Origin of the sequence: Staphylococcus sp. 17KM0847, from assembly GCF_013463155.1 — a bacterium.
In the GTDB taxonomy this organism is placed as follows: domain Bacteria; phylum Bacillota; class Bacilli; order Staphylococcales; family Staphylococcaceae; genus Staphylococcus.
Genome location: NZ_CP040781.1, coordinates 130,048 through 154,160, shown reverse-complemented (window position 1 = coordinate 154,160; position 24,113 = coordinate 130,048). Strand labels below are relative to the sequence as shown.

The window sequence follows — 24,113 nt, the reverse complement described above, 5'->3', positions numbered from 1 at the left end:
GGTATAAATCACACAAAAAAGCTAGAGACGTGCTCTAGCTTTTTAGCTTTACTTTATTTTGTTGCTTCTGTAACTTCTCGCTCTGTCACATTATATTGGAATGATGCATCATCATAATCTACCGTAACATCTTTACCTTCTAATTCAGTGCCTTCAAGAATTAACTCACTCAAGCTATCTTCAACTGTTTTTTGAATCGCACGAATCAGTGGTCTTGCACCGTATTCTGGATCATAGCCTTCAGAGGCAATTTTTTCTTTTGCTGCTTCTGTTACATGAACATGAATATTTTGCTCAGATAGGCGTTGTGTTAATTGACCCACCATTTTTGTCACAATTTCTTTTAATTCATCTTTATCTAACTTATGGAAGACGATAATATCATCTACACGGTTTAAAAATTCTGGACGAAATGCATTTTTAAGTTCTTTCATCATTGTATTGCGAATTGTTTCATAGTCACTACCTTGTGTTTTACCGCCAAATCCTGCAAAACGTTGGTCTTGTAACTCTTGTGCACCCACATTCGATGTCATGATAATCACTGTATTTCTAAAGTCTACACGGCGCCCTTTTGTATCTGTTAGGTGACCATCATCTAAAACCTGAAGTAATACATTAAAAATATCTGGATGTGCTTTTTCGATCTCATCAAATAAAATAACTGAATAAGGTTTGCGACGTACCTTTTCTGTTAATTGACCGCCATCATCATGTCCAACATATCCAGGAGGCGCACCAACGAGACGACTTACTGCATGTTTTTCCATATACTCACTCATATCAACACGAATCATTGCATCCTCTTCGCCAAACATAGATTCTGCAAGTGCACGTGCTAACTCTGTTTTACCAACACCTGTTGGCCCTAAAAAGATAAAGCTACCAATTGGACGTTTAGGGTCTTTAAGACCCGCGCGTGCACGGCGCACGGCTTTAGCAATTGACGTTACTGCGTCTTTTTGTCCAATGACGCGCTCGTGCAGTGTTTCTTCTAAATTTAATAGGCGATCCGACTCTGTTTCATTGAGACGTGTTAATGGAATACCAGTCCAACCCGCAATCACTTCAGAAATATCATCTGCTACAAGTGTTGTATTTTGGCCGTCTTGATTATTTTTCCATTCGTTTTTTGCTGCTTCATATTGTGTTTCTAATTTTGTTTGCTTATCTCTTAAATTAGCTGCATTTTCAAACTCTTGCGCGTGAACTGCTGCATCTTTTTCATTTTTTACTTGTTCAATTTGCTGCTCTAACTCTTTCAAATTTGTTGGCGTTGTATGATGTCTTAATCGTACTTTAGAACTTGCTTCATCAATTAAGTCAATCGCTTTATCTGGTAAGAAACGATCTTGAACATAACGATCGCTTAATCTTGCAGCCGCTTCTACTGCTTCATCTGAAATAGTAATACGATGATGTGCTTCATAACGATCTCGTAATCCTTTTAATATTTCAATAGTATCTTCAACAGTCGGTTCATCCACCTGTACGGGTTGAAAACGACGTTCTAAAGCTGCGTCTTTTTCAATATGTTTTCGATATTCATCTAAAGTTGTTGCACCAATACATTGTAACTCACCACGTGCTAATGCTGGTTTTAAAATGTTAGATGCATCAATAGCACCTTCTGCTCCACCTGCACCAATTAATGTGTGTAACTCATCAATAAAGAGAATGATGTTACCCGCTTGATGAATCTCTTCCATGACTTTTTTCAAACGTTCTTCAAACTCACCACGATATTTAGTACCTGCAACAACTGTTCCCATATCCAATGACATGACACGCTTATCTTTCAATGTTTCAGGGACTTCATTTTTAGCAATGGCTTGCGCAAGTCCTTCTGCAATCGCTGTTTTACCGACACCTGGTTCACCGATAAGTACAGGGTTATTCTTAGTGCGTCGACTGAGTACTTCAATCACACGTGTAATCTCTTTACTACGTCCCACAACTGGATCCAATGTCCCATCTTTGGCAACGACAGTTAAGTCCCTCGCCAAACTATCTAATGTTGGTGTGTTATCCGACTTAGTTGTTTGACTATTGTTAGATGCCATTTCTGGGCTACCTAATGCTTTCACGACTTGTGCACGTGCTTTTGTAATATTTAAATCTAAGTTTGCAAAGACACGTGCTGCAACGCCTTCATTTTCACGAATTAATCCAAGTAAAATATGCTCTGTACCTACAAAGTTATGTTGCAGTTTACGCGCTTCATCCATCGACAATTCAATAACCTTTTTCGCACGCGGCGTATAATGTAATGTACCGATATGTTCTTGACCATGACCTATTAACTTTTCAACTTCTGCAATCACTTTTTCTTCAGTAATATCAAAGCTCTCTAAAACTTTTGCAGCAATGCCTTCAGGTTCTTTCATTAAACCAAGTAATAAATGTTCCGTTCCTATATTTGAATGATTAAATCGAATCGCTTCTTCTTGTGCATGTGCTAATACGCGTTGTGCACGTTCTGTCAATCTACCAAATAACATATGTTGCCCTCCTATTTATAAATGTTGTCTTAATATATCTGCTCGTTTTGCTTCTATTGGTTGAGGCGTTGTATCATCAACTAAAAATGGTGACTGTATCGCGATCATTAAAGTGTTAAAGTCAAAGTCTGGCATATCTAATACGCCTAAATCTACACCTAACTTAATATCACTCAAACGATACGATGCTTCCTCTACAGAGATACGTCGACTGTATTTCAAAATACCTAACGAACGATAAATACGATCTAATGTTTCATTTTCTTTATGTTCTAACAAACGTCGACGAACATCCAATTCTTCATTAATAATTTGATGTACGAGTTCTGTTAATGCATCTATAATTTCTTGTTCAGATTTTCCTAATGTGAGTTGGTTAGACACTTGGTAAACATGTCCATATACTTGTGAACCTTCACCATAAATGCCACGAATTGTGAAACCAAATCGGTTAATCGACTGGGCAATGCGATTCATGCGTTTCATAATTGACAAACCCGGCAAATGTAACATGACACTCGCACGCATGCCCGTCCCTATATTCGTTGGACAAGTCGTCAAATAACCAAGTGTATCATCGTAACTGATATCCACTTGTGCATCCAACTGATCATCAATATATGATGCACGCTGATATAGTGTATTTAGCTCTAAATCTTCACCCATTACTTGAATACGCACGTGATCCTCTTCGTTGACCATTACACTTACTGACTCATCATCATTAAGTAGCACTGCAGAGGCGGGCTGTTTTGTAAGCTCTGGACTAATCAAATGTTTAGCAACTAATTTATATTTGCTTTGTTGATCTAACTCATCAAGTCGTTGCAACGTTAAATCTGTCAAAGCATCCTGAACTTCATTAATTATACGATATCCCTCTTCTTCATTCGGAAACATCAAAGGATGTACATAATTTTCTAGATTGCGTGCAAGTCGAATTCTCGAAGACATGACAACCGGCTGTACTTCTGTGTCTTGCTGCGCTTGATTTAGCGATTTGTAATTGTCATTCGTCATTATCTTTAGATACCTCACTTTGTTGTGTTGCCTCTAACGCTTGAATTTCATCTCGAATAACTGCCGCTTCTTCAAATGCTTGCTGTGCAACAAGTGACTCTAAATATTCACGTTTTTCTTCAATTTGACGCTTTAATGCACGTTTTGTATGTGAAGATTTGGGATATTTTCCTGAATGTTCAATATGCCCTCCCTGTACGCGACGTACAATATCATCTACATCATCTCGAAACGTTTCATAACAATCATGACAACCAAACTTTCCGACATGTGCAATATCCTTGAGTGTCATATGGCATGTCGGACAACGTTTTTCTTCACGATAAACAACTTGGTCTACGTTGAGCCCATGTTTTGCTGCAAGATGTTGTAAGATCTGCTTAATAACAAATGTACCTTCAACATCTTCACCTTCATGCCATTGTTCATCTGACTGATTGTGTATGGGTTCTTGTTGATATATATTTATGTTTGCGCGCACTGTGGATTGTTCTTTTTTATGACGATACATGGTTCATCACCTTCTCATCTTTAATAATAATTAATAACAGGTAATAATCTCTTAAGTATATTCGCACGAATAATATCCCTAGATGCAACATCCATCTTTAAAGTTTCTCTATCAACAACTGCTGAAATCATCTTTGCCTCGCGTTCTGTGATCAAATCATTCTCCAACAAACCATCAATAATGTAATAGGCTTGTTGTTGCGAGAGTGATGTACCAATTAATTCCATCAATCGTTTAATATAATTGGCATGATCTTTCGTTTCGATTTTAGTGATGCGAATATACCCACCACCACCACGTTTACTCTCTATTTCATAACCATGTTCATTTGTAAATCTTGTCTTGATGACATAATTGAGCTGAGATGGTACGCAATCAAAACGTTGGGCAATGTTGGCACGTTGGATTTCTACAACATCCGCCTGTGCTTCTTCAAATAGTTGTTTAATGTACTGCTCAATGATGTCTGACATGTTGTGCATAATATCACCCCTTTTGACCATCTTTGACTATATTATATGACCAACTTTGACCTTTTTCAACCAATATGTTTTTGAATTCATTAATTTGTTATATTAATGCTTTCACTTATGTTGTATGATGGTGTTAGTAAATTTTTTAATAAAAGAATAAGAGGTGTTTACTTCATGCATATTATTATTGGGATTGTCGGTATTGTCGTATTTTTAGCACTTGCTTTACTTGCGAGTTCCGATAAGAAAAATGTTCGCTGGCAATATATTGGACTTATGTTACTCATCCAACTTGTTTTGGCCTTCTTCTTACTTAAAACAACTATCGGTATTCAATTAGTTGGTGGCGTAGCAACTGGATTTGGGTATTTACTCAAACAGGCAGCTGAAGGTATTAACTTTGTATTCGGTGACTTAATGAATGAAGGCGGATCTACTTTCTTCATTAACGTACTCTTACCTATTGTATTTATTTCTGCATTAATCGGTATCCTACAATACTTGAAAATTTTACCACTGATTATTAATGTACTTGGCTTTTTAATTTCAAAAGTAAACGGCATGGGACGATTAGAATCATATAACGCAGTCGCTTCAGCCATTTTAGGACAATCAGAAGTATTTATTTCATTAAAGAAACAACTTCCACATATTCCTAAACACCGCCTCTATACTCTGACAGCTTCGGCAATGTCAACGATTTCTGCATCTATTGTAGGTGCTTACTTTACAATGATTCAACCTGAGTATGTTGTAACAGCTGTTGTCTTGAACTTATTCGGCGGCTTCATCATCGCTTCAATTATTAATCCTTATACAGTAGATGAAGAAAGTGACAAATTACTTATTGATACAGATAAAAAACAACAGTCATTTTTTGAAATGCTTGGGGAATACATTTTAGATGGTTTTAAAGTAGCTGTTATTGTCGGCGCGATGTTAATTGGTTATATTGCCTTAATTTCATTATTAAATGGTCTTGTAGGTGGTATCATTAGTGTTGTTTCTGGTGGCTCATTGGATTGGAACTTCCAAACACTCATCGGCTTTATTTTTGCACCATTAGCATTTTTAACTGGCATTCCTTGGAGTGATGCCGTTGATGCAGGCTCTATTATGGCGACAAAACTTTTATCTAATGAGTTCGTTGCTATGACAGAATTAGGGAAAATAGATGGATTATCAGACCGTGCAATCGGTGTCGTATCGGTCTTCTTAGTATCATTCGCTAACTTTAGCTCTATCGGCATTATTTCAGGTGCTATCAAATCACTGAACGATGAAAAAGGTGACATGGTAGCACGCTTTGGATTAAAACTATTATTTGGTGCAACACTTGTATCATTTATCTCAGCAACAATTGCAGGCTTCTTTATTTAAAACGTCAAAAAGAGTGGAACTGAAAGCCCATTAGCTTTCGTCGTCCCACTCTGATAGAGATGACTAAAGTGAAAAACGCTTTTCACTTTAGTCATCTCTTGCTATTTATAAACTTTTACGCACTGATTTGGGACCCTTTTTCTGCTGTCCCTATTACTTTTGTATTTATACTTCTTGTTTAATGACATTCTCTATAAAATAACGCATCATCATCGTATCATCTGTGAGTTCAGGATGAAAGGATACACCTAAATACTGACCTTGGCGTACTGCAATAATTTTATCATCAATTCTCCCTAGTACTTCAACATGATCATCTACTTCTTGAATGTGAGGCGCACGTATAAAAACACCTTCTACCGTGTCATCAATGCCTTGAATCTCAAGATCAGCCTCAAAACTATCAATTTGACGACCAAACGAATTACGTGCCACTGTAATATCTAACTTACCTAGATAGCCAGATTCATTCACTATATCACGTGCCAATACAATTAAACCTGCACACGTCCCATACATCGGTAGTGAAGACTGCTTGAGCACTTCATCAAATCCATACAACGTCATTAAACGACGTAATGTTGTGGATTCACCTCCCGGAATAACCAGACCGTCTAACTCATCCAATTGTTCCGTTCTCTTAACTTCTATTCCTTCACAACTACACACTTCGATTTGTCGAATATGTTCACGGACAGCACCTTGTAAAGCGAGCACACCAATTTTCATCTTACCAACCACGCTCTTGCATACGTTCTTCTAATGACAGTTGATTAATATCTAGGCCTTTCATTGCTGTCCCTAGCTCTTTCGCCAATCGCCCAATCAACTCATAATCTTGGTAATGTGTTGTCGCTTGAACAATCGCTTTTGCAAATGTTTCTGGGTCTTCTGACTTGAAAATACCCGATCCAACAAAAACACCATCTGCACCTAATTCCATCATTAATGCTGCATCTTGCGGCGTTGCGACACCACCTGCCGCAAAGTTGACGACTGGCAAACGTCCATGTTTTTTAATATCTTGCAGAATATGAAACGGTGCACCTAAATTTTTGGCTTCTGTCATCAGTTCATCATCGCTCATTACTGTAATACGTGCGACTTCTTGATTGACTTGTCGCATATGACGTACTGCCTCAACGATATTACCTGTACCCGGTTCACCTTTCGTACGCAACATAGCTGCCCCTTCTCCAATACGACGTGCTGCTTCACCTAAATGACGACATCCACAAACAAATGGTACGGTATAATCACTTTTCTTCAAATGAAAAACTTCATCTGCGGGTGTTAATACTTCTGATTCATCAATATAATCGACACCCATCGCTTCGAGTACACGCGCCTCTGTAATATGTCCAATACGGCACTTCGCCATAACTGGAATAGATACTGCATTCATGACTTCTTCTACAATTCTAGGATTACATGCACGTGCAACACCACCTGCTGCACGAATATCTGACGGTACACGTTCCAACGCCATAACTGCCACTGCACCTGCAGCTTCCGCTATCTTTGCTTGTTCTGCATTAACAACGTCCATAATAACGCCGCCTTTTTGCATCTCCGCCATACCACGTTTGACGCGCTCTGATCCAACTTGCTTCACCATAAATAAGTCCCCCTTTAAATACGTTTAAATGTAGCTTATACTAATATCTGAACTGGTTAAAGTATCAGAATTATAAAAAATAAAAGGGTCAGATTGGAGTAAATAAAATGGAGATGTTAATGTTTCATATTGATAAGTCATTACAGTACCCAATGTATATGCAACTTTATGAAAAAATTCGTAGTAGTATTATTGATGGGAGCCTAAACGAGGGAGAAAAATTACCTTCTAAACGTTTGTTAAGCGACTATCTCTCAATTAGTCAAACTACTGTTGAAAATGCATATGCTCAGCTCATTGATGAAGGCTACATATACAGTAAACACCGTTCTGGTTATTTCGTAAGTGATATTGATATACTACCACTTGTAACACAACGTAACACACGGGCAATAACTTCTACTGAAAAGACATCTTCCGAAAAAACATCTCGGTTTGCATTTCATCTTGGAACCATTGATAAGGCGCATTTTCCTTTTGAACAATTTCGTAAATATGCTAAAGAATCATTCGAAACATTACAATATGATCTTGTTGAAGGGGGACATCAACAAGGAGACTTCCCATTACGCGAACAAATTAGTCACTATCTTTTTCATAGCCGTGGTGTACAATCCACACCAGAACAAGTGATTGTCGCTTCATCGACTGAACAGCTTTTATCTATTATTACAGATTTACTCCCTTCACATACATCTTTTATGTTAGAAGACCCTATCTACCGACAAGTACGTCATCTTCTAACACGTAAACATATTGATTATGATTTTATTCCTGTTTACCAAGATGGCATTGATATTCAACAGGTCCTACAACATCATGCTAACATTGTTTATATTACACCAAGTCATCAGTTTCCAACTGGGGTAACAATGAGTTTACAACATCGCATTAAACTATTGAAATGGGCAAGTGAAAGTACAGAACGTTATATTATAGAAGATGACTACGATTCAGAGTTTCGCTATGAGGGTAAGCCAATTCCAGCACTTCAAAGCTTAGATCAGACTGATAGCGTGATTTATGTCAGCACTTTTTCGAAATCTATCTCACCAAGTATTCGTGTAGCCTATGCCGTCCTTCCAAAACCACTACTCGAAAAATATCAAAAAACTTTAAATATTGAAGGTGGAACAGTTCCTCGGCATATTCAATATATAGTAAGTCAATTTATGGCAACACATCAATTTGAACGTCACCTTAACCGTATGCGTAAAATTTATAGAAAGAAACGCGATCTCTTAGTCAACTACTTATCTCAATATCCAGATCTATGCCGTATTGACGGTGCATTTACAGGTATGCATTTTATCTTAACCATACAAAATCATTTAACCGAACAAGAATGTATGGCATGTTTTAAAAAATATGATATTACTATTCAACCGCTCTCTCATTATTTGTTTCAACACCAAACTTCAAAACCCAAATTCGTTCTAGGCTTTGGAGGCATTGAAACTTCTGACATATTAAAGCATGCACAGCAACTTATTCATGCACTAAAAAAAGCAGAAAAGCAATCTTGATTCACTCATAAGATTGCTTTTCTGCTTATTCTCATTAATTCGGTAATAAATTAGGGTTCCGCTCGTTATTTTGATCATACAAAGCAATTTCTTGTAATTGCATCAGTACATAACGTATTTGAATATGACTTTCTAAATATGGAAGTTGAACAATAGGATGATATTGTATACCATATTCAAAATGTTTAGCGATATTTTCAAATACTAACAAATATTGTCCCATTTCCATACGATTTAAAATAGGGTGTCTCTCATCCATTAAACCTTGTACTAACTTAAAATGCATCTGTTGTAGAAGGAACATTGCTGGATAGTAGTACTGTGTACGTTTTCGATTTGACGACCATTCTCCATAAGCATGTCGATACATTGCTTCCATATTTTCCAAATTTAATTTTAAATGTAAGATTTTGTGTTGACGAGCGTTAAGATCCTCATATGTGTGATCAGAAAACAATGAATGAAAAATTTGTGACTCAATACGCACGACTTTACCAATTATCTCTGGCAGTCGCTTACTTGCCAAACGCTGTCCAATCATCATAACGCCTATCACTGCAATTAAAATACCAATCGTTGTATCTAACAAGCGTGGAATCGCAATCATCATCGTTAAATTCCCCTGCGCCAATCCTGCTAATAAAATAACTTGTACTGTAATCGGAAACATCGCAAGTGCATAATTCGCACCAATTAACATTTCAGTCAGTGCTCCACTTACACACATGACAATAACGATAACCCAAATATTAGGATTCATACTCAATAGACCGACTACAATGCCAATACCAATAAATGTTCCAAACCACCTTGCACCCGCGCGTTCTATACTTGCAATCGTCGTACTACCAATCAAAACCGTATGTGCACTGAGAGGAATCCAATATGCACGTTCAAAATGAAAAACCAATGCAATAAAAATAGCAACACCGATAATAATCATATATTTCATCGACGCAATAAAACTTAAAGATTCTGGCGTTAAATGGTATCGTAAACGTTTTATATAGAGTGGAGACTTCACTTGAACTTGTTTTTTGACTTGGTGATCAGGCATTTTCAAAATCTCATCTATCTTAAAAATTAACTGAACTAATCCTTCAAAATCAGGTGGAACTTCGATAGATCTGCGCCATGGCATGCTGCTCTTTTTCTCTTGAATAACGTATGCATTAACATGATCGATCATTTCAACAATGATAGGTGGCATAGGTCGACACCCTTTGGCATTCAGTTCTAATAGCTCTGAATAAATCCCTTCTGCTACATGATGCAACAGTGTGAGTCTTTGATAATCAGAAGACTTTTTTTGCAATGTTAATCGTGTTGTACTTAAAATATCTGATGATAACATCAAATCTTTAACTGCAGCTTTAGTCATATCATTAAACGTAGACTGCTGATTAAAATGATAAATCAATTGACGAATATGCATAAAATCTTTCTTCACTGCATCATACTCAGGTTTTTCTCCTGTTAATTTACTTTCAATATATACAAGGAGAATACCTAATACACCACCAATACCTACCATCAGACCACGATACAGAAAAGCACTTGGGTCTTCAGGCATTACACTTGATAGACTATATGCAATAATAAAAAATGTTGATGAAGGACCTGGAAGTGCTAAAGTGTTAAATAAATAATAAGGAATAACCGCTACAAATAATAACAGAATACCAAACAACAATGTGTGGCCTGCTGTTAAGGTGCCCAACATCATTGAAACAACCAAACCACACGTAGCAAAAGTTACAGCACGTATACGAGAAGTAAAAGTCCCTTTAAATACATAAATATGAGCAAGCGTGCCAATTGTAACGAGTAACGCAGACGAAAAATCCTGAGTGAGTAAACCGTAGAGTAAAGGGATAAACATCAATAAACCTTGACGAACTCCTCGACCCATATCAATTTTTGAAGTTTCAACAGTTGTGACATTTTTCAAGTAACGTTTCATGTAACAACACTCCATCACAATAAATAATATAATATACCCGATGACTATGGAATATGATTGAAAATAAAAAAGAGAGGTCACAATGACCTCCCTCAAAATAAAACCTGGCACCGTCCTACTCTTGCGGAACGTAAGTCCGACTACCATCGGCGCTAAAGAGCTTAACTACTGTGTTCGGCATGGGAACAGGTGTGACCTCTTTGCCATAGGCACCAGATAAAAGAATGTTATACATTCAAAACTAGATTGTAAGTATAAAAGTTTCACAAGAGAAACCGAAAGAATAAAAATTGATTAAGTCTTCGATCGATTAGTATTCGTCAGCTCCACGTATCACTACGCTTCCACCTCGAACCTATTGACCTCATCATCTTTGAGGGATCTTATAACCGAAGTTGGGAAATCTCATCTCGAGGGGGGCTTCATGCTTAGATGCTTTCAGCACTTATCCCGTCCATACATAGCTACCCAGCTATGCCGCTGGCGCGACAACTGGTACACCAGAGGTATGTCCATCCCGGTCCTCTCGTACTAAGGACAGCGCCTCTCAAATTTCCTACGCCCACGACGGATAGGGACCGAACTGTCTCACGACGTTCTGAACCCAGCTCGCGTACCGCTTTAATGGGCGAACAGCCCAACCCTTGGGACCGACTACAGCCCCAGGATGCGATGAGCCGACATCGAGGTGCCAAACCTCCCCGTCGATGTGAACTCTTGGGGGAGATAAGCCTGTTATCCCCGGGGTAGCTTTTATCCGTTGAGCGATGGCCCTTCCATGCGGAACCACCGGATCACTAAGTCCGTCTTTCGACCCTGCTCGACTTGTAGGTCTCGCAGTCAAGCTCCCTTATGCCTTTACACTCTATGAATGATTTCCAACCATTCTGAGGGAACCTTTGAGCGCCTCCGTTACACTTTAGGAGGCGACCGCCCCAGTCAAACTGCCCGCCTGACACTGTCTCCCAGCACGATAAGTGCTGCGGGTTAGAAATCCAATACAATTAGGGTAGTATCCCACCAATGCCTCCACGTAAGCTAGCGCTCACGCTTCTAAGGCTCCTACCTATCCTGTACAAACTGTACCGAATTTCAATATCAGGCTACAGTAAAGCTCCACGGGGTCTTTCCGTCCTGTCGCGGGTAACCGGCATCTTCACCGGTACTATGATTTCACCGAGTCTCTCGTTGAGACAGTGCCCAAATCGTTACGCCTTTCGTGCGGGTCGGAACTTACCCGACAAGGAATTTCGCTACCTTAGGACCGTTATAGTTACGGCCGCCGTTTACTGGGGCTTCGATTCGTAGCTTCGCAGAAGCTAACCACTCCTCTTAACCTTCCAGCACCGGGCAGGCGTCAGCCCCTATACGTCACCTTACGGTTTAGCAGAGACCTGTGTTTTTGATAAACAGTCGCTTGGGCCTATTCACTGCGGCTCTTCAGAGCGTGAACCCTAAAGAGCACCCCTTCTCCCGAAGTTACGGGGTCATTTTGCCGAGTTCCTTAACGAGAGTTCGCTCGCTCACCTTAGAATTCTCATCTTGACTACCTGTGTCGGTTTGCGGTACGGGCACCTACTTTCTAGCTAGAGGCTTTTCTCGGCAGTGTGAAATCAACGACTCGAGAAAACGTGTTTTCTCTCCCCATCACAGCTCAGTCTTTATGAGTGCCGGATTTGCCTAACACTCAACCTCACTGCTTGGACGTGCACTCCAACAGCACGCTTCGCCTATCCTACTGCGTCCCCCCATCGCTTAAAACGAAATTAGGTGGTACAGGAATATCAACCTGTTATCCATCGCCTACGCCTGTCGGCCTCAGCTTAGGACCCGACTAACCCAGAGCGGACGAGCCTTCCTCTGGAAACCTTAGTCAATCGGTGGACGGGATTCTCACCCGTCTTTCGCTACTCACACCGGCATTCTCACTTCTAAGCGCTCCACATGTCCTTGCGATCATGCTTCAACGCCCTTAGAACGCTCTCCTACCATTGTCCAAAGGACAATCCACAGCTTCGGTAATATGTTTAGCCCCGGTACATTTTCGGCGCAGTGTCACTCGACTAGTGAGCTATTACGCACTCTTTAAATGATGGCTGCTTCTAAGCCAACATCCTAGTTGTCTGGGCAACGCCACATCCTTTTCCACTTAACATATATTTTGGGACCTTAGCTGGTGGTCTGGGCTGTTTCCCTTTCGAATATGGACCTTATCACCCACATTCTGACTCCCAAGTTAAATTATTTGGCATTCGGAGTTTGTCTGAATTCGGTAACCCGAGAGGGGCCCCTCGTCCAAACAGTGCTCTACCTCCAATAATCATCACTTGAGGCTAGCCCTAAAGCTATTTCGGAGAGAACCAGCTATCTCCAAGTTCGATTGGAATTTCTCCGCTACCCTCAGTTCATCCGCTCACTTTTCAACGTAAGTCGGTTCGGTCCTCCATTCAGTGTTACCTGAACTTCAACCTGACCAAGGGTAGATCACCTGGTTTCGGGTCTACGACCAAATACTCATTCGCCCTATTCAGACTCGCTTTCGCTGCGGCTCCACATTTTCTGCTTAACCTTGCATCAGATCGTAACTCGCCGGTTCATTCTACAAAAGGCACGCCATCACCCATTAACGGGCTCTGACTACTTGTAAGCACACGGTTTCAAGTTCTCTTTCACTCCCCTTCCGGGGTACTTTTCACCTTTCCCTCACGGTACTGGTTCACTATCGGTCACTAGAGAGTATTTAGCCTTAGGAGATGGTCCTCCCAGATTCCGACGGAATTTCACGTGCTCCGTCGTACTCAGGATCCACTCAAGAGTGTCTATGTTTTCGACTACAGGATTATTACCTTCTTTGATTAACCTTTCCAGGTTATTCGTCTAACATAGCCATTTGTAACTCCGTATAGAGTGTCCTACAACCCCAACAAGCAAGCTTGTTGGTTTGGGCTTTTCCCGTTTCGCTCGCCGCTACTCAGGGAATCGATTTTTCTTTCTCTTCCTCCGGGTACTAAGATGTTTCAGTTCTCCGGGTCTACCTTCTCACATGCTATGTATTCACATGTGGATAACACGACACAACTCGTGCTGGGTTCCCCCATTCGGAAATCTCTGGATCAAAGCTTACTTACAGCTCCCCAAAGCATATCGTCGTTAGTAACGTCCTTCATCGGCTTCTAGTGCCAAGGTATTCACCGTGCGCCCTTAATAACTTAATCTTATTATGATATTGGCAAGTCTAATGACTTGTCAATCACCAGTTATTAATTATGTGAGTCGTCTGTCGACGACTAGCGATAATTTAGTTTCAAGCTTTCGCTATTCACTCGGTTTTTGCTTGGTAAAATCATTTATACTTACTTATCTAGTTTTCAATGTACAATTTAAAAATGGTGGGCCTAAGTGGACTCGAACCACCGACCTCACGCTTATCAGGCGTGCGCTCTAACCAGCTGAGCTATAGGCCCATTTTATATTGAATCCTCAAATATGAGCATTCAAAACTGAATACAATATGTCACGTTAATCCGCTATCATCATCTAAGATGATGTTCCGTATATATCCTTAGAAAGGAGGTGATCCAGCCGCACCTTCCGATACGGCTACCTTGTTACGACTTCACCCCAATCATTTGTCCCACCTTCGACGGCTAGCTCCAAAAGGTTACTCCACCGGCTTCGGGTGTTACAAACTCTCGTGGTGTGACGGGCGGTGTGTACAAGACCCGGGAACGTATTCACCGTAGCATGCTGATCTACGATTACTAGCGATTCCAGCTTCATGTAGTCGAGTTGCAGACTACAATCCGAACTGAGAACATCTTTATGGGATTTGCTTGACCTCGCGGTTTCGCTGCCCTTTGTAATGTCCATTGTAGCACGTGTGTAGCCCAAATCATAAGGGGCATGATGATTTGACGTCATCCCCACCTTCCTCCGGTTTGTCACCGGCAGTCAACTTAGAGTGCCCAACTTAATGATGGCAACTAAGCTTAAGGGTTGCGCTCGTTGCGGGACTTAACCCAACATCTCACGACACGAGCTGACGACAACCATGCACCACCTGTCACTTTGTCCTCCGAAGAGGAAAACACTATCTCTAGTGCGGTCAAAGGATGTCAAGATTTGGTAAGGTTCTTCGCGTTGCTTCGAATTAAACCACATGCTCCACCGCTTGTGCGGGTCCCCGTCAATTCCTTTGAGTTTCAGTCTTGCGACCGTACTCCCCAGGCGGAGTGCTTAATGCGTTAGCTGCAGCACTAAGGGGCGGAAACCCCCTAACACTTAGCACTCATCGTTTACGGCGTGGACTACCAGGGTATCTAATCCTGTTTGATCCCCACGCTTTCGCACATCAGCGTCAGTTGCAGACCAGAAAGCCGCCTTCGCCACTGGTGTTCCTCCATATCTCTGCGCATTTCACCGCTACACATGGAATTCCACTTTCCTCTTCTGCACTCAAGTTTTCCAGTTTCCAATGACCCTCCACGGTTGAGCCGTGGGCTTTCACATCAGACTTAAAAAACCGCCTACGCGCGCTTTACGCCCAATAATTCCGGATAACGCTTGCCACCTACGTATTACCGCGGCTGCTGGCACGTAGTTAGCCGTGGCTTTCTGATTAGGTACCGTCAAGACGTGCACAGTTACTTACACGTTTGTTCTTCCCTAATAACAGAGCTTTACGATCCGAAGACCTTCATCACTCACGCGGCGTTGCTCCGTCAGGCTTTCGCCCATTGCGGAAGATTCCCTACTGCTGCCTCCCGTAGGAGTCTGGACCGTGTCTCAGTTCCAGTGTGGCCGATCACCCTCTCAGGTCGGCTACGTATCGTCGCCTTGGTGAGCCGTTACCTCACCAACTAGCTAATACGGCGCGGGTCCATCTATAAGTGACAGCAAAACCGTCTTTCACTGTTGAACCATGCGGTTCAACATGTTATCCGGCATTAGCCCCGGTTTCCCGGAGTTATTCCAGTCTTATAGGTAGGTTACCCACGTGTTACTCACCCGTCCGCCGCTAACGTCAGAGGTGCAAGCACCTCATCTGTTCGCTCGACTTGCATGTATTAGGCACGCCGCCAGCGTTCATCCTGAGCCAGGATCAAACTCTCCATAAAAGAAGTAAGCTTGATATAGCTCGTTTGATTGTTTAAGTCAATCACTCTCGAAAGTACTATCGTTAGTACTCAATTTATCGGAATTAACGTTGACATATTGTCATTCAGTTTTCAATGTTCATTTCTTTTGACTCGACAAGAAAATATTATACATATTCTTCATCTTATAGTCAATACTTTTATTTAATTTCTTTAAGATTTATTCCAAAGAAAAAATGACCATAAGGTCATAATAAAAGAAACCTGGCACCGCCCTACTCTTGCGGAACGTAAGTCCGACTACCATCGGCGCTAAAGAGCTTAACTACTGTGTTCGGCATGGGAACAGGTGTGACCTCTTTGCCATAGGCACCAGATAAAAGAATGTTATACATTCAAAACTAGATTGTAAGTATAAAAGTTTCACAAGAGAAACCGAAAGAATAAAAATTGATTAAGTCTTCGATCGATTAGTATTCGTCAGCTCCACGTATCACTACGCTTCCACCTCGAACCTATTGACCTCATCATCTTTGAGGGATCTTATAACCGAAGTTGGGAAATCTCATCTCGAGGGGGGCTTCATGCTTAGATGCTTTCAGCACTTATCCCGTCCATACATAGCTACCCAGCTATGCCGCTGGCGCGACAACTGGTACACCAGAGGTATGTCCATCCCGGTCCTCTCGTACTAAGGACAGCGCCTCTCAAATTTCCTACGCCCACGACGGATAGGGACCGAACTGTCTCACGACGTTCTGAACCCAGCTCGCGTACCGCTTTAATGGGCGAACAGCCCAACCCTTGGGACCGACTACAGCCCCAGGATGCGATGAGCCGACATCGAGGTGCCAAACCTCCCCGTCGATGTGAACTCTTGGGGGAGATAAGCCTGTTATCCCCGGGGTAGCTTTTATCCGTTGAGCGATGGCCCTTCCATGCGGAACCACCGGATCACTAAGTCCGTCTTTCGACCCTGCTCGACTTGTAGGTCTCGCAGTCAAGCTCCCTTATGCCTTTACACTCTATGAATGATTTCCAACCATTCTGAGGGAACCTTTGAGCGCCTCCGTTACACTTTAGGAGGCGACCGCCCCAGTCAAACTGCCCGCCTGACACTGTCTCCCAGCACGATAAGTGCTGCGGGTTAGAAATCCAATACAATTAGGGTAGTATCCCACCAATGCCTCCACGTAAGCTAGCGCTCACGCTTCTAAGGCTCCTACCTATCCTGTACAAACTGTACCGAATTTCAATATCAGGCTACAGTAAAGCTCCACGGGGTCTTTCCGTCCTGTCGCGGGTAACCGGCATCTTCACCGGTACTATGATTTCACCGAGTCTCTCGTTGAGACAGTGCCCAAATCGTTACGCCTTTCGTGCGGGTCGGAACTTACCCGACAAGGAATTTCGCTACCTTAGGACCGTTATAGTTACGGCCGCCGTTTACTGGGGCTTCGATTCGTAGCTTCGCAGAAGCTAACCACTCCTCTTAACCTTCCAGCACCGGGCAGGCGTCAGCCCCTATACGTCACCTTACGGTTTAGCAGAGACCTGTGTTTTTGATAAACAGTCGCTTGGGCCTATTCACTGCGGCTCTTCAGAGCGTGAACCCTAAAGAGCACCCCTTCTCCCGAAGTTACGGGGTCATTTTGCCGAGTTCCTTAACGAGAGTTCGCTCGCTCACCTTAGAATTCTCATCTTGACTACCTGTGTCGGTTTGCGGTACGGGCACCTACTTTCTAGCTAGAGGCTTTTCTCGGCAGTGTGAAATCAACGACTCGAGAAAACGTGTTTTCTCTCCCCATCACAGCTCAGTCTTTATGAGTGCCGGATTTGCCTAACACTCAACCTCACTGCTTGGACGTGCACTCCAACAGCACGCTTCGCCTATCCTACTGCGTCCCCCCATCGCTTAAAACGAAATTAGGTGGTACAGGAATATCAACCTGTTATCCATCGCCTACGCCTGTCGGCCTCAGCTTAGGACCCGACTAACCCAGAGCGGACGAGCCTTCCTCTGGAAACCTTAGTCAATCGGTGGACGGGATTCTCACCCGTCTTTCGCTACTCACACCGGCATTCTCACTTCTAAGCGCTCCACATGTCCTTGCGATCATGCTTCAACGCCCTTAGAACGCTCTCCTACCATTGTCCAAAGGACAATCCACAGCTTCGGTAATATGTTTAGCCCCGGTACATTTTCGGCGCAGTGTCACTCGACTAGTGAGCTATTACGCACTCTTTAAATGATGGCTGCTTCTAAGCCAACATCCTAGTTGTCTGGGCAACGCCACATCCTTTTCCACTTAACATATATTTTGGGACCTTAGCTGGTGGTCTGGGCTGTTTCCCTTTCGAATATGGACCTTATCACCCACATTCTGACTCCCAAGTTAAATTATTTGGCATTCGGAGTTTGTCTGAATTCGGTAACCCGAGAGGGGCCCCTCGTCCAAACAGTGCTCTACCTCCAATAATCATCACTTGAGGCTAGCCCTAAAGCTATTTCGGAGAGAACCAGCTATCTCCAAGTTCGATTGGAATTTCTCCGCTACCCTCAGTTCATCCGCTCACTTTTCAACGTAAGTCGGTTCGGTCCTCCATTCAGTGTTACCTGAACTTCAACCTGACCAAGGGTAGATCACCTGGTTTCGGGTCTACGACCAAATACTCATTCGCCCTATTCAGACTCGCTTTCGCTGCGGCTCCACATTTTCTGCTTAACCTTGCATCAGATCGTAACTCGCCGGTTCATTCTACAAAAGGCACGCCATCACCCATTAACGGGCTCTGACTACTTGTAAGCACACGGTTTCAAGTTCTCTTTCACTCCCCTTCCGGGGTACTTTTCACCTTTCCCTCACGGTACTGGTTCACTATCGGTCACTAGAGAGTATTTAGCCTTAGGAGATGGTCCTCCCAGATTCCGACGGAATTTCACGTGCTCCGTCGTACTCAGGATCCACTCAAGAGTGTCTATGTTTTCGACTACAGGATTATTACCTTCTTTGATTAACCTTTCCAGGTTATTCGTCTAACATAGCCATTTGTAACTCCGTATAGAGTGTCCTACAACCCCAACAAGCAAGCTTGTTGGTTTGGGCTTTTCCCGTTTCGCTCGCCGCTACTCAGGGAATCGATTTTTCTTTCTCTTCCTCCGGGTACTAAGATGTTTCAGTTCTCCGGGTCTACCTTCTCACATGCTATGTATTCACATGTGGATAACACGACACAACTCGTGCTGGGTTCCCCCATTCGGAAATCTCTGGATCAAAGCTTACTTACAGCTCCCCAAAGCATATCGTCGTTAGTAACGTCCTTCATCGGCTTCTAGTGCCAAGGTATTCACCGTGCGCCCTTAATAACTTAATCTTATTATGATATTGGCAAGTCTAATGACTTGTCAATCACCAGTTATTAATTATGTGAGTCGTCTGTCGACGACTAGCGATAATTTAGTTTCAAGCTTTCGCTATTCACTCGGTTTTGCTTGGTAAAATCATTTATACTTACTTATCTAGTTTTCAATGTACAATATTGAATCCTCAAATATGAGCATTCAAAACTGAATACAATATGTCACGTTAATCCGCTATCATCATCTAAGATGATGTTCCGTATATATCCTTAGAAAGGAGGTGATCCAGCCGCACCTTCCGATACGGCTACCTTGTTACGACTTCACCCCAATCATTTGTCCCACCTTCGACGGCTAGCTCCAAAAGGTTACTCCACCGGCTTCGGGTGTTACAAACTCTCGTGGTGTGACGGGCGGTGTGTACAAGACCCGGGAACGTATTCACCGTAGCATGCTGATCTACGATTACTAGCGATTCCAGCTTCATGTAGTCGAGTTGCAGACTACAATCCGAACTGAGAACATCTTTATGGGATTTGCTTGACCTCGCGGTTTCGCTGCCCTTTGTAATGTCCATTGTAGCACGTGTGTAGCCCAAATCATAAGGGGCATGATGATTTGACGTCATCCCCACCTTCCTCCGGTTTGTCACCGGCAGTCAACTTAGAGTGCCCAACTTAATGATGGCAACTAAGCTTAAGGGTTGCGCTCGTTGCGGGACTTAACCCAACATCTCACGACACGAGCTGACGACAACCATGCACCACCTGTCACTTTGTCCTCCGAAGAGGAAAACACTATCTCTAGTGCGGTCAAAGGATGTCAAGATTTGGTAAGGTTCTTCGCGTTGCTTCGAATTAAACCACATGCTCCACCGCTTGTGCGGGTCCCCGTCAATTCCTTTGAGTTTCAGTCTTGCGACCGTACTCCCCAGGCGGAGTGCTTAATGCGTTAGCTGCAGCACTAAGGGGCGGAAACCCCCTAACACTTAGCACTCATCGTTTACGGCGTGGACTACCAGGGTATCTAATCCTGTTTGATCCCCACGCTTTCGCACATCAGCGTCAGTTGCAGACCAGAAAGCCGCCTTCGCCACTGGTGTTCCTCCATATCTCTGCGCATTTCACCGCTACACATGGAATTCCACTTTCCTCTTCTGCACTCAAGTTTTCCAGTTTCCAATGACCCTCCACGGTTGAGCCGTGGGCTTTCACATCAGACTTAAAAAACCGCCTACGCGCGCTTTACGCCCAATAATTCCGGATAACGCTTGCCACCTACGTATTACCGCGGCTGCTGGCACGTAGTTAGCCGTGGCTTTCTGATTAGGTACCGTCAAGACGTGCACAGTTACTTACACGTTTGTTCTTCCCTAATAACAGAGCTTTACGATCCGAAGACCTTCATCACTCACGCGGCGTTGCTCCGTCAGGCTTTCGCCCATTGCGGAAGATTCCCTACTGCTGCCTCCCGTAGGAGTCTGGACCGTGTCTCAGTTCCAGTGTGGCCGATCACCCTCTCAGGTCGGCTACGTATCGTCGCCTTGGTGAGCCGTTACCTCACCAACTAGCTAATACGGCGCGGGTCCATCTATAAGTGACAGCAAAACCGTCTTTCACTGTTGAACCATGCGGTTCAACATGTTATCCGGCATTAGCCCCGGTTTCCCGGAGTTATTCCAGTCTTATAGGTAGGTTACCCACGTGTTACTCACCCGTCCGCCGCTAACGTCAGAGGTGCAAGCACCTCATCTGTTCGCTCGACTTGCATGTATTAGGCACGCCGCCAGCGTTCATCCTGAGCCAGGATCAAACTCTCCATAAAAGAAGTAAGCTTGATATAGCTCGTTTGATTGTTTAAGTCAATCACTCTCGAAAGTACTATCGTTAGTACTCAATTTATCGGAATTAACGTTGACATATTGTCATTCAGTTTTCAATGTTCATTTTGGTTGTCAATAATGGTGGAGACTAGCGGGATCGAACCGCTGACCTCCTGCGTGCAAAGCAGGCGCTCTCCCAGCTGAGCTAAGCCCCCAAATATTTTAAGTGATCGGGAAGACAGGATTTGAACCTGCGACCCCTTGGTCCCAAACCAAGTGCTCTACCAAGCTGAGCTACTTCCCGTTTTAAAATGGCGCGCCCGATAGGAGTCGAACCCATAACCTCTTGATCCGTAGTCAAACGCTCTATCCAGTTGAGCTACGGGCGCATTTACAATGTATTATGATGGTGCCGAGGACCGGAATCGAACCGGTACGGTAATCACTTACCGCAGGATTTTAAGTCCTGTGCGTCTGCCAGTTCCGCCACCCCGGCAAAAATAATGGAGCAGAAGACGGGATTCGAACCCGCGACCCCAACCTTGGCAAGGTTGTATTCTACCGCTGAACTACTTCTGCTCAATGATATTTAAATGATGAGCCATAGAGGATTCGAACCTCTGACCCTCTGATTAAAAGTCAGATGCTCTACCAACTGAGCTAATGGCTCAACTTATAGATGGTGCCGGCCAGAGGACTTGAACCCCCAACCTACTGATTACAAGTCAGTTGCTCTACCAATTGAGCTAGGCCGGCAAATGGTGGAGAATGACGGGTTCGAACCGCCGACCCTCTGCTTGTAAGGCAGATGCTCTCCCAGCTGAGCTAATTCTCCGTTTTTTATGCCCGGCAACGTCCTACTCTTGCGGAACGTAAGTCCGACTACCATCGGCGCTAAAGAGCTTAACTACTGTGTTCGGCATGGGAACAGGTGTGACCTCTTTGCCATTGTCACCAGACATCTTTTGTTTTGTCGTAGCTCTTATCGGCTACTTTTTTAATAATACTAGGTTGCCAACTGTTTTTCAACAGTTAATTTTACACTTTATTAAAGTTTTTGTGGTCCTTTAATAAAAATGGCACTTCGTTTTTGACGACTTTTATATATTAATAAATTACTGTTTAAATGTCAATACTTTTATTTAACTTTTTATTTTGTAGCAAGTTTTTATAACACCTATTTTATTCTATATAGTTATCACCTATATTTAACAACATTATTTTGCACATCAGATCATTTCCTATACTTAACCCTATCACCCCATCTGCAAATAAAAAAACTTAGGTCAACACATTATTATGTATCAACCTAAGTTTTTAATTAGCCAGCGCCCCTCTTTATTTCTGGCGCATATATGGAAATAATAAGACATCTCGAATTGATGGTGCATCAGTTAGCAACATAACAAGTCGATCAATACCGATACCCAAACCTCCTGTTGGTGGCATACCGTATTCTAGTGCTTCAATAAAGTCTTCATCCATTTCATGTGCTTCATCATTTCCTTGTTCTTTTTCCACTAATTGTGCTTCAAAACGCTCACGTTGATCTATTGGATCATTCAACTCTGTAAAAGCATTCGCATGCTCACGACCTACGATAAAAAGTTCAAAGCGATCTGTAAAGCGTGGATCTTCAGGATTTTTCTTTGCTAATGGAGAAATCTCAATTGGATGACCGTAAATAAACGTAGGTTGAATTAATGTTTCTTCAACTTTTTGTTCAAAGAATTCATTTAAAATATGGCCATATTTCATATTATTATCTACTTCAATACCATGTTCTTTAGCAACTTGATGTGCTTCTTCATCTGATTGAATATCATAAAAATTCACACCTGTCGCTTCTTTAACAGCATCTACCATATGTAAACGACGCCACTGTGGTTCTAAATCAATAGTTTCTTCACCATATCGAATAGATGTCGTCCCTAAAACTTGACGCGCAATATGTGCAACCATCTCTTCAGTTAGTGACATAATATCTTTGTAATCAGCATAAGCTTCATACAATTCAATCATTGTAAATTCAGGGTTATGACGTGTAGATACCCCTTCATTACGGAATACACGCCCAATTTCATAAACTTTTTCTAGTCCACCAACGATTAGGCGTTTCAAGTGTAGTTCAATCGCAATACGCATATAAAGTGTTGCATCCAGTGCATTGTGATGTGTCACGAATGGACGTGCAGCTGCCCCACCTGCGATTTGATGCATCATCGGCGTTTCAACTTCTAAAAACCCTTTATTATTTAAGTAATTACGCATCTCTTGTAAAATTCTACTTCTATTAATAAAAGTTTGTGTACTATTTTCATTTGTAATCAAATCTAAGTAGCGCTGGCGATAACGCTGTTCAATATCTTGCAAACCATGGTGTTTATCAGGTAGCGGACGTAGTGCTTTGGATAAAAGTTTAAAAGACTTGGCTTTGACAGAAAGTTCTCCTGTGTTTGTTTTAAACATCACACCTTCTATACCTACAATATCTCCTAAATCTGCACTTTTCCAAATATCAAACTGTGCGTCTCCCACTTGATCTTTACGAACATAAATTTGTAACTGTCCTGTTAAGTCTTTAATGTGTGCAAAACCCGCCTTACCTTTACCACGCTTTGTCATAATGCGTCCAGCAATAATTGTATGACTTTCTTTTTCTTTCTCTGCAAGCTCTTCTTTTGAATATTGATCCCAGTCTTCTTTTAATGATTGTGCATCACCTGTACGTTCAAACTTTTCACCAAATGGATCTATCCCTAAATCGCGCAATTCCTGTAATTTATGACGACGCACTTGCATCTGGTCATTCATTTCTTCTGTCATTCTTCTCTCTCCTTTA

At 42.4% G+C, this 24,113-nt stretch carries 10 protein-coding genes, 9 tRNA genes and 7 rRNA genes; 2 read left to right on the top strand and 24 right to left on the bottom strand.

The features are described 5' to 3' along the window. Positions 1-53: 53 nt before the first annotated feature. The 4 genes from FGL66_RS00755 to FGL66_RS00740 are packed head-to-tail and all read right to left on the bottom strand — an operon-like array spanning position 54 to position 4,514. Positions 54-2,501 carry an ATP-dependent Clp protease ATP-binding subunit gene (locus FGL66_RS00755; RefSeq protein ID WP_180809718.1) on the bottom strand — a complete coding sequence of 816 codons (2,448 nt, stop codon included), beginning with the start codon at positions 2,499-2,501 and terminating at the stop codon, positions 54-56. Positions 2,502-2,516: 15 nt separating this feature from the next. Further along, positions 2,517-3,521, bottom strand: a complete 1,005-nt coding sequence (locus FGL66_RS00750) for a protein arginine kinase (RefSeq protein ID WP_180809717.1) — start codon at positions 3,519-3,521, stop codon at positions 2,517-2,519. After that, positions 3,511-4,032, bottom strand: coding sequence for a UvrB/UvrC motif-containing protein (locus FGL66_RS00745; protein ID WP_180809716.1), 522 nt, complete (start codon positions 4,030-4,032; stop codon positions 3,511-3,513). Before FGL66_RS00745 ends, FGL66_RS00750 begins: the two co-directional genes overlap by 11 nt. A gap of 20 nt (positions 4,033-4,052) precedes the next feature. Then, positions 4,053-4,514, bottom strand: a complete 462-nt coding sequence (locus FGL66_RS00740; protein WP_180809715.1) for a CtsR family transcriptional regulator — start codon at positions 4,512-4,514, stop codon at positions 4,053-4,055. 165 nt (positions 4,515-4,679) lie between these two features. Between FGL66_RS00740 and FGL66_RS00735 the strand changes: the two genes are divergently transcribed. Beyond that, positions 4,680-5,885, top strand: coding sequence for a NupC/NupG family nucleoside CNT transporter (locus tag FGL66_RS00735; protein ID WP_180809714.1), 1,206 nt, complete (start codon positions 4,680-4,682; stop codon positions 5,883-5,885). A gap of 165 nt (positions 5,886-6,050) precedes the next feature. Here FGL66_RS00735 and pdxT read toward each other — a convergent pair whose 3' ends face one another. Together pdxT and pdxS are read right to left on the bottom strand one after the other, a co-directional pair. Further along, positions 6,051-6,614: a pyridoxal 5'-phosphate synthase glutaminase subunit PdxT gene (gene pdxT / locus FGL66_RS00730; protein WP_180809713.1), complete on the bottom strand. Its 564-nt coding sequence runs from the start codon at positions 6,612-6,614 to the stop codon at positions 6,051-6,053. A 1-nt stretch (position 6,615) separates the two neighbouring features. Beyond that, positions 6,616-7,503 (bottom strand): pyridoxal 5'-phosphate synthase lyase subunit PdxS, encoded by an 888-nt coding sequence (gene pdxS / locus FGL66_RS00725; protein ID WP_180809712.1) that lies wholly within the window; start codon positions 7,501-7,503, stop codon positions 6,616-6,618. 107 nt (positions 7,504-7,610) lie between these two features. On the opposite strand from pdxS, the gene pdxR reads away from it, so the two are divergent. After that, a complete protein-coding gene (gene pdxR / locus FGL66_RS00720) occupies positions 7,611-9,029 on the top strand; it encodes a MocR-like pyridoxine biosynthesis transcription factor PdxR (RefSeq protein WP_180809711.1) in 1,419 nt (472 codons plus the stop codon). A 34-nt stretch (positions 9,030-9,063) separates the two neighbouring features. On the opposite strand, the gene FGL66_RS00715 is transcribed toward pdxR, so the two are convergent. From FGL66_RS00715 to lysS, 18 genes are all read right to left on the bottom strand, one after another. After that, positions 9,064-10,992, bottom strand: a complete 1,929-nt coding sequence (locus FGL66_RS00715; protein ID WP_180809710.1) for an FUSC family protein — start codon at positions 10,990-10,992, stop codon at positions 9,064-9,066. Between the two features lie 102 nt (positions 10,993-11,094). After that, a 5S ribosomal RNA gene (gene rrf / locus FGL66_RS00710) occupies positions 11,095-11,209 on the bottom strand. 73 nt (positions 11,210-11,282) lie between these two features. Further along, positions 11,283-14,207 (bottom strand): 23S ribosomal RNA (locus FGL66_RS00705). Between the two features lie 172 nt (positions 14,208-14,379). Continuing rightward, positions 14,380-14,456: transfer RNA gene (locus tag FGL66_RS00700), tRNA-Ile, on the bottom strand. Positions 14,457-14,558: 102 nt separating this feature from the next. Beyond that, positions 14,559-16,109, bottom strand: a 16S ribosomal RNA gene (locus FGL66_RS00695). 241 nt (positions 16,110-16,350) lie between these two features. Beyond that, positions 16,351-16,465: ribosomal RNA gene (rrf, locus tag FGL66_RS00690) — 5S ribosomal RNA — on the bottom strand. A gap of 73 nt (positions 16,466-16,538) precedes the next feature. Continuing rightward, positions 16,539-19,463 (bottom strand): 23S ribosomal RNA (locus FGL66_RS00685). A gap of 259 nt (positions 19,464-19,722) precedes the next feature. Next, positions 19,723-21,273, bottom strand: a 16S ribosomal RNA gene (locus FGL66_RS00680). A gap of 137 nt (positions 21,274-21,410) precedes the next feature. Next, positions 21,411-21,486 (bottom strand) — tRNA-Ala (locus FGL66_RS00675). 15 nt (positions 21,487-21,501) lie between these two features. Then, positions 21,502-21,575: transfer RNA gene (locus tag FGL66_RS00670), tRNA-Pro, on the bottom strand. Positions 21,576-21,583: 8 nt separating this feature from the next. Then, positions 21,584-21,660 (bottom strand) — tRNA-Arg (locus FGL66_RS00665). Positions 21,661-21,678: 18 nt separating this feature from the next. Then, positions 21,679-21,767 (bottom strand) — tRNA-Leu (locus tag FGL66_RS00660). Between the two features lie 8 nt (positions 21,768-21,775). After that, a tRNA-Gly gene (locus tag FGL66_RS00655) sits at positions 21,776-21,850 on the bottom strand. Between the two features lie 18 nt (positions 21,851-21,868). Next, positions 21,869-21,941, bottom strand: a tRNA-Lys gene (locus FGL66_RS00650). Between the two features lie 10 nt (positions 21,942-21,951). Then, a tRNA-Thr gene (locus tag FGL66_RS00645) sits at positions 21,952-22,027 on the bottom strand. 3 nt (positions 22,028-22,030) lie between these two features. Next, positions 22,031-22,106: transfer RNA gene (locus FGL66_RS00640), tRNA-Val, on the bottom strand. 9 nt (positions 22,107-22,115) lie between these two features. Then, positions 22,116-22,230 (bottom strand): 5S ribosomal RNA (gene rrf, locus FGL66_RS00635). The 16S, 23S and 5S rRNA genes sit together here with 9 tRNA genes alongside, the layout of an rRNA operon. 379 nt (positions 22,231-22,609) lie before the next feature. Further along, positions 22,610-24,097, bottom strand: coding sequence for a lysine--tRNA ligase (lysS, locus tag FGL66_RS00630; RefSeq protein WP_180809709.1), 1,488 nt, complete (start codon positions 24,095-24,097; stop codon positions 22,610-22,612). Positions 24,098-24,113 lie beyond the last annotated feature (16 nt).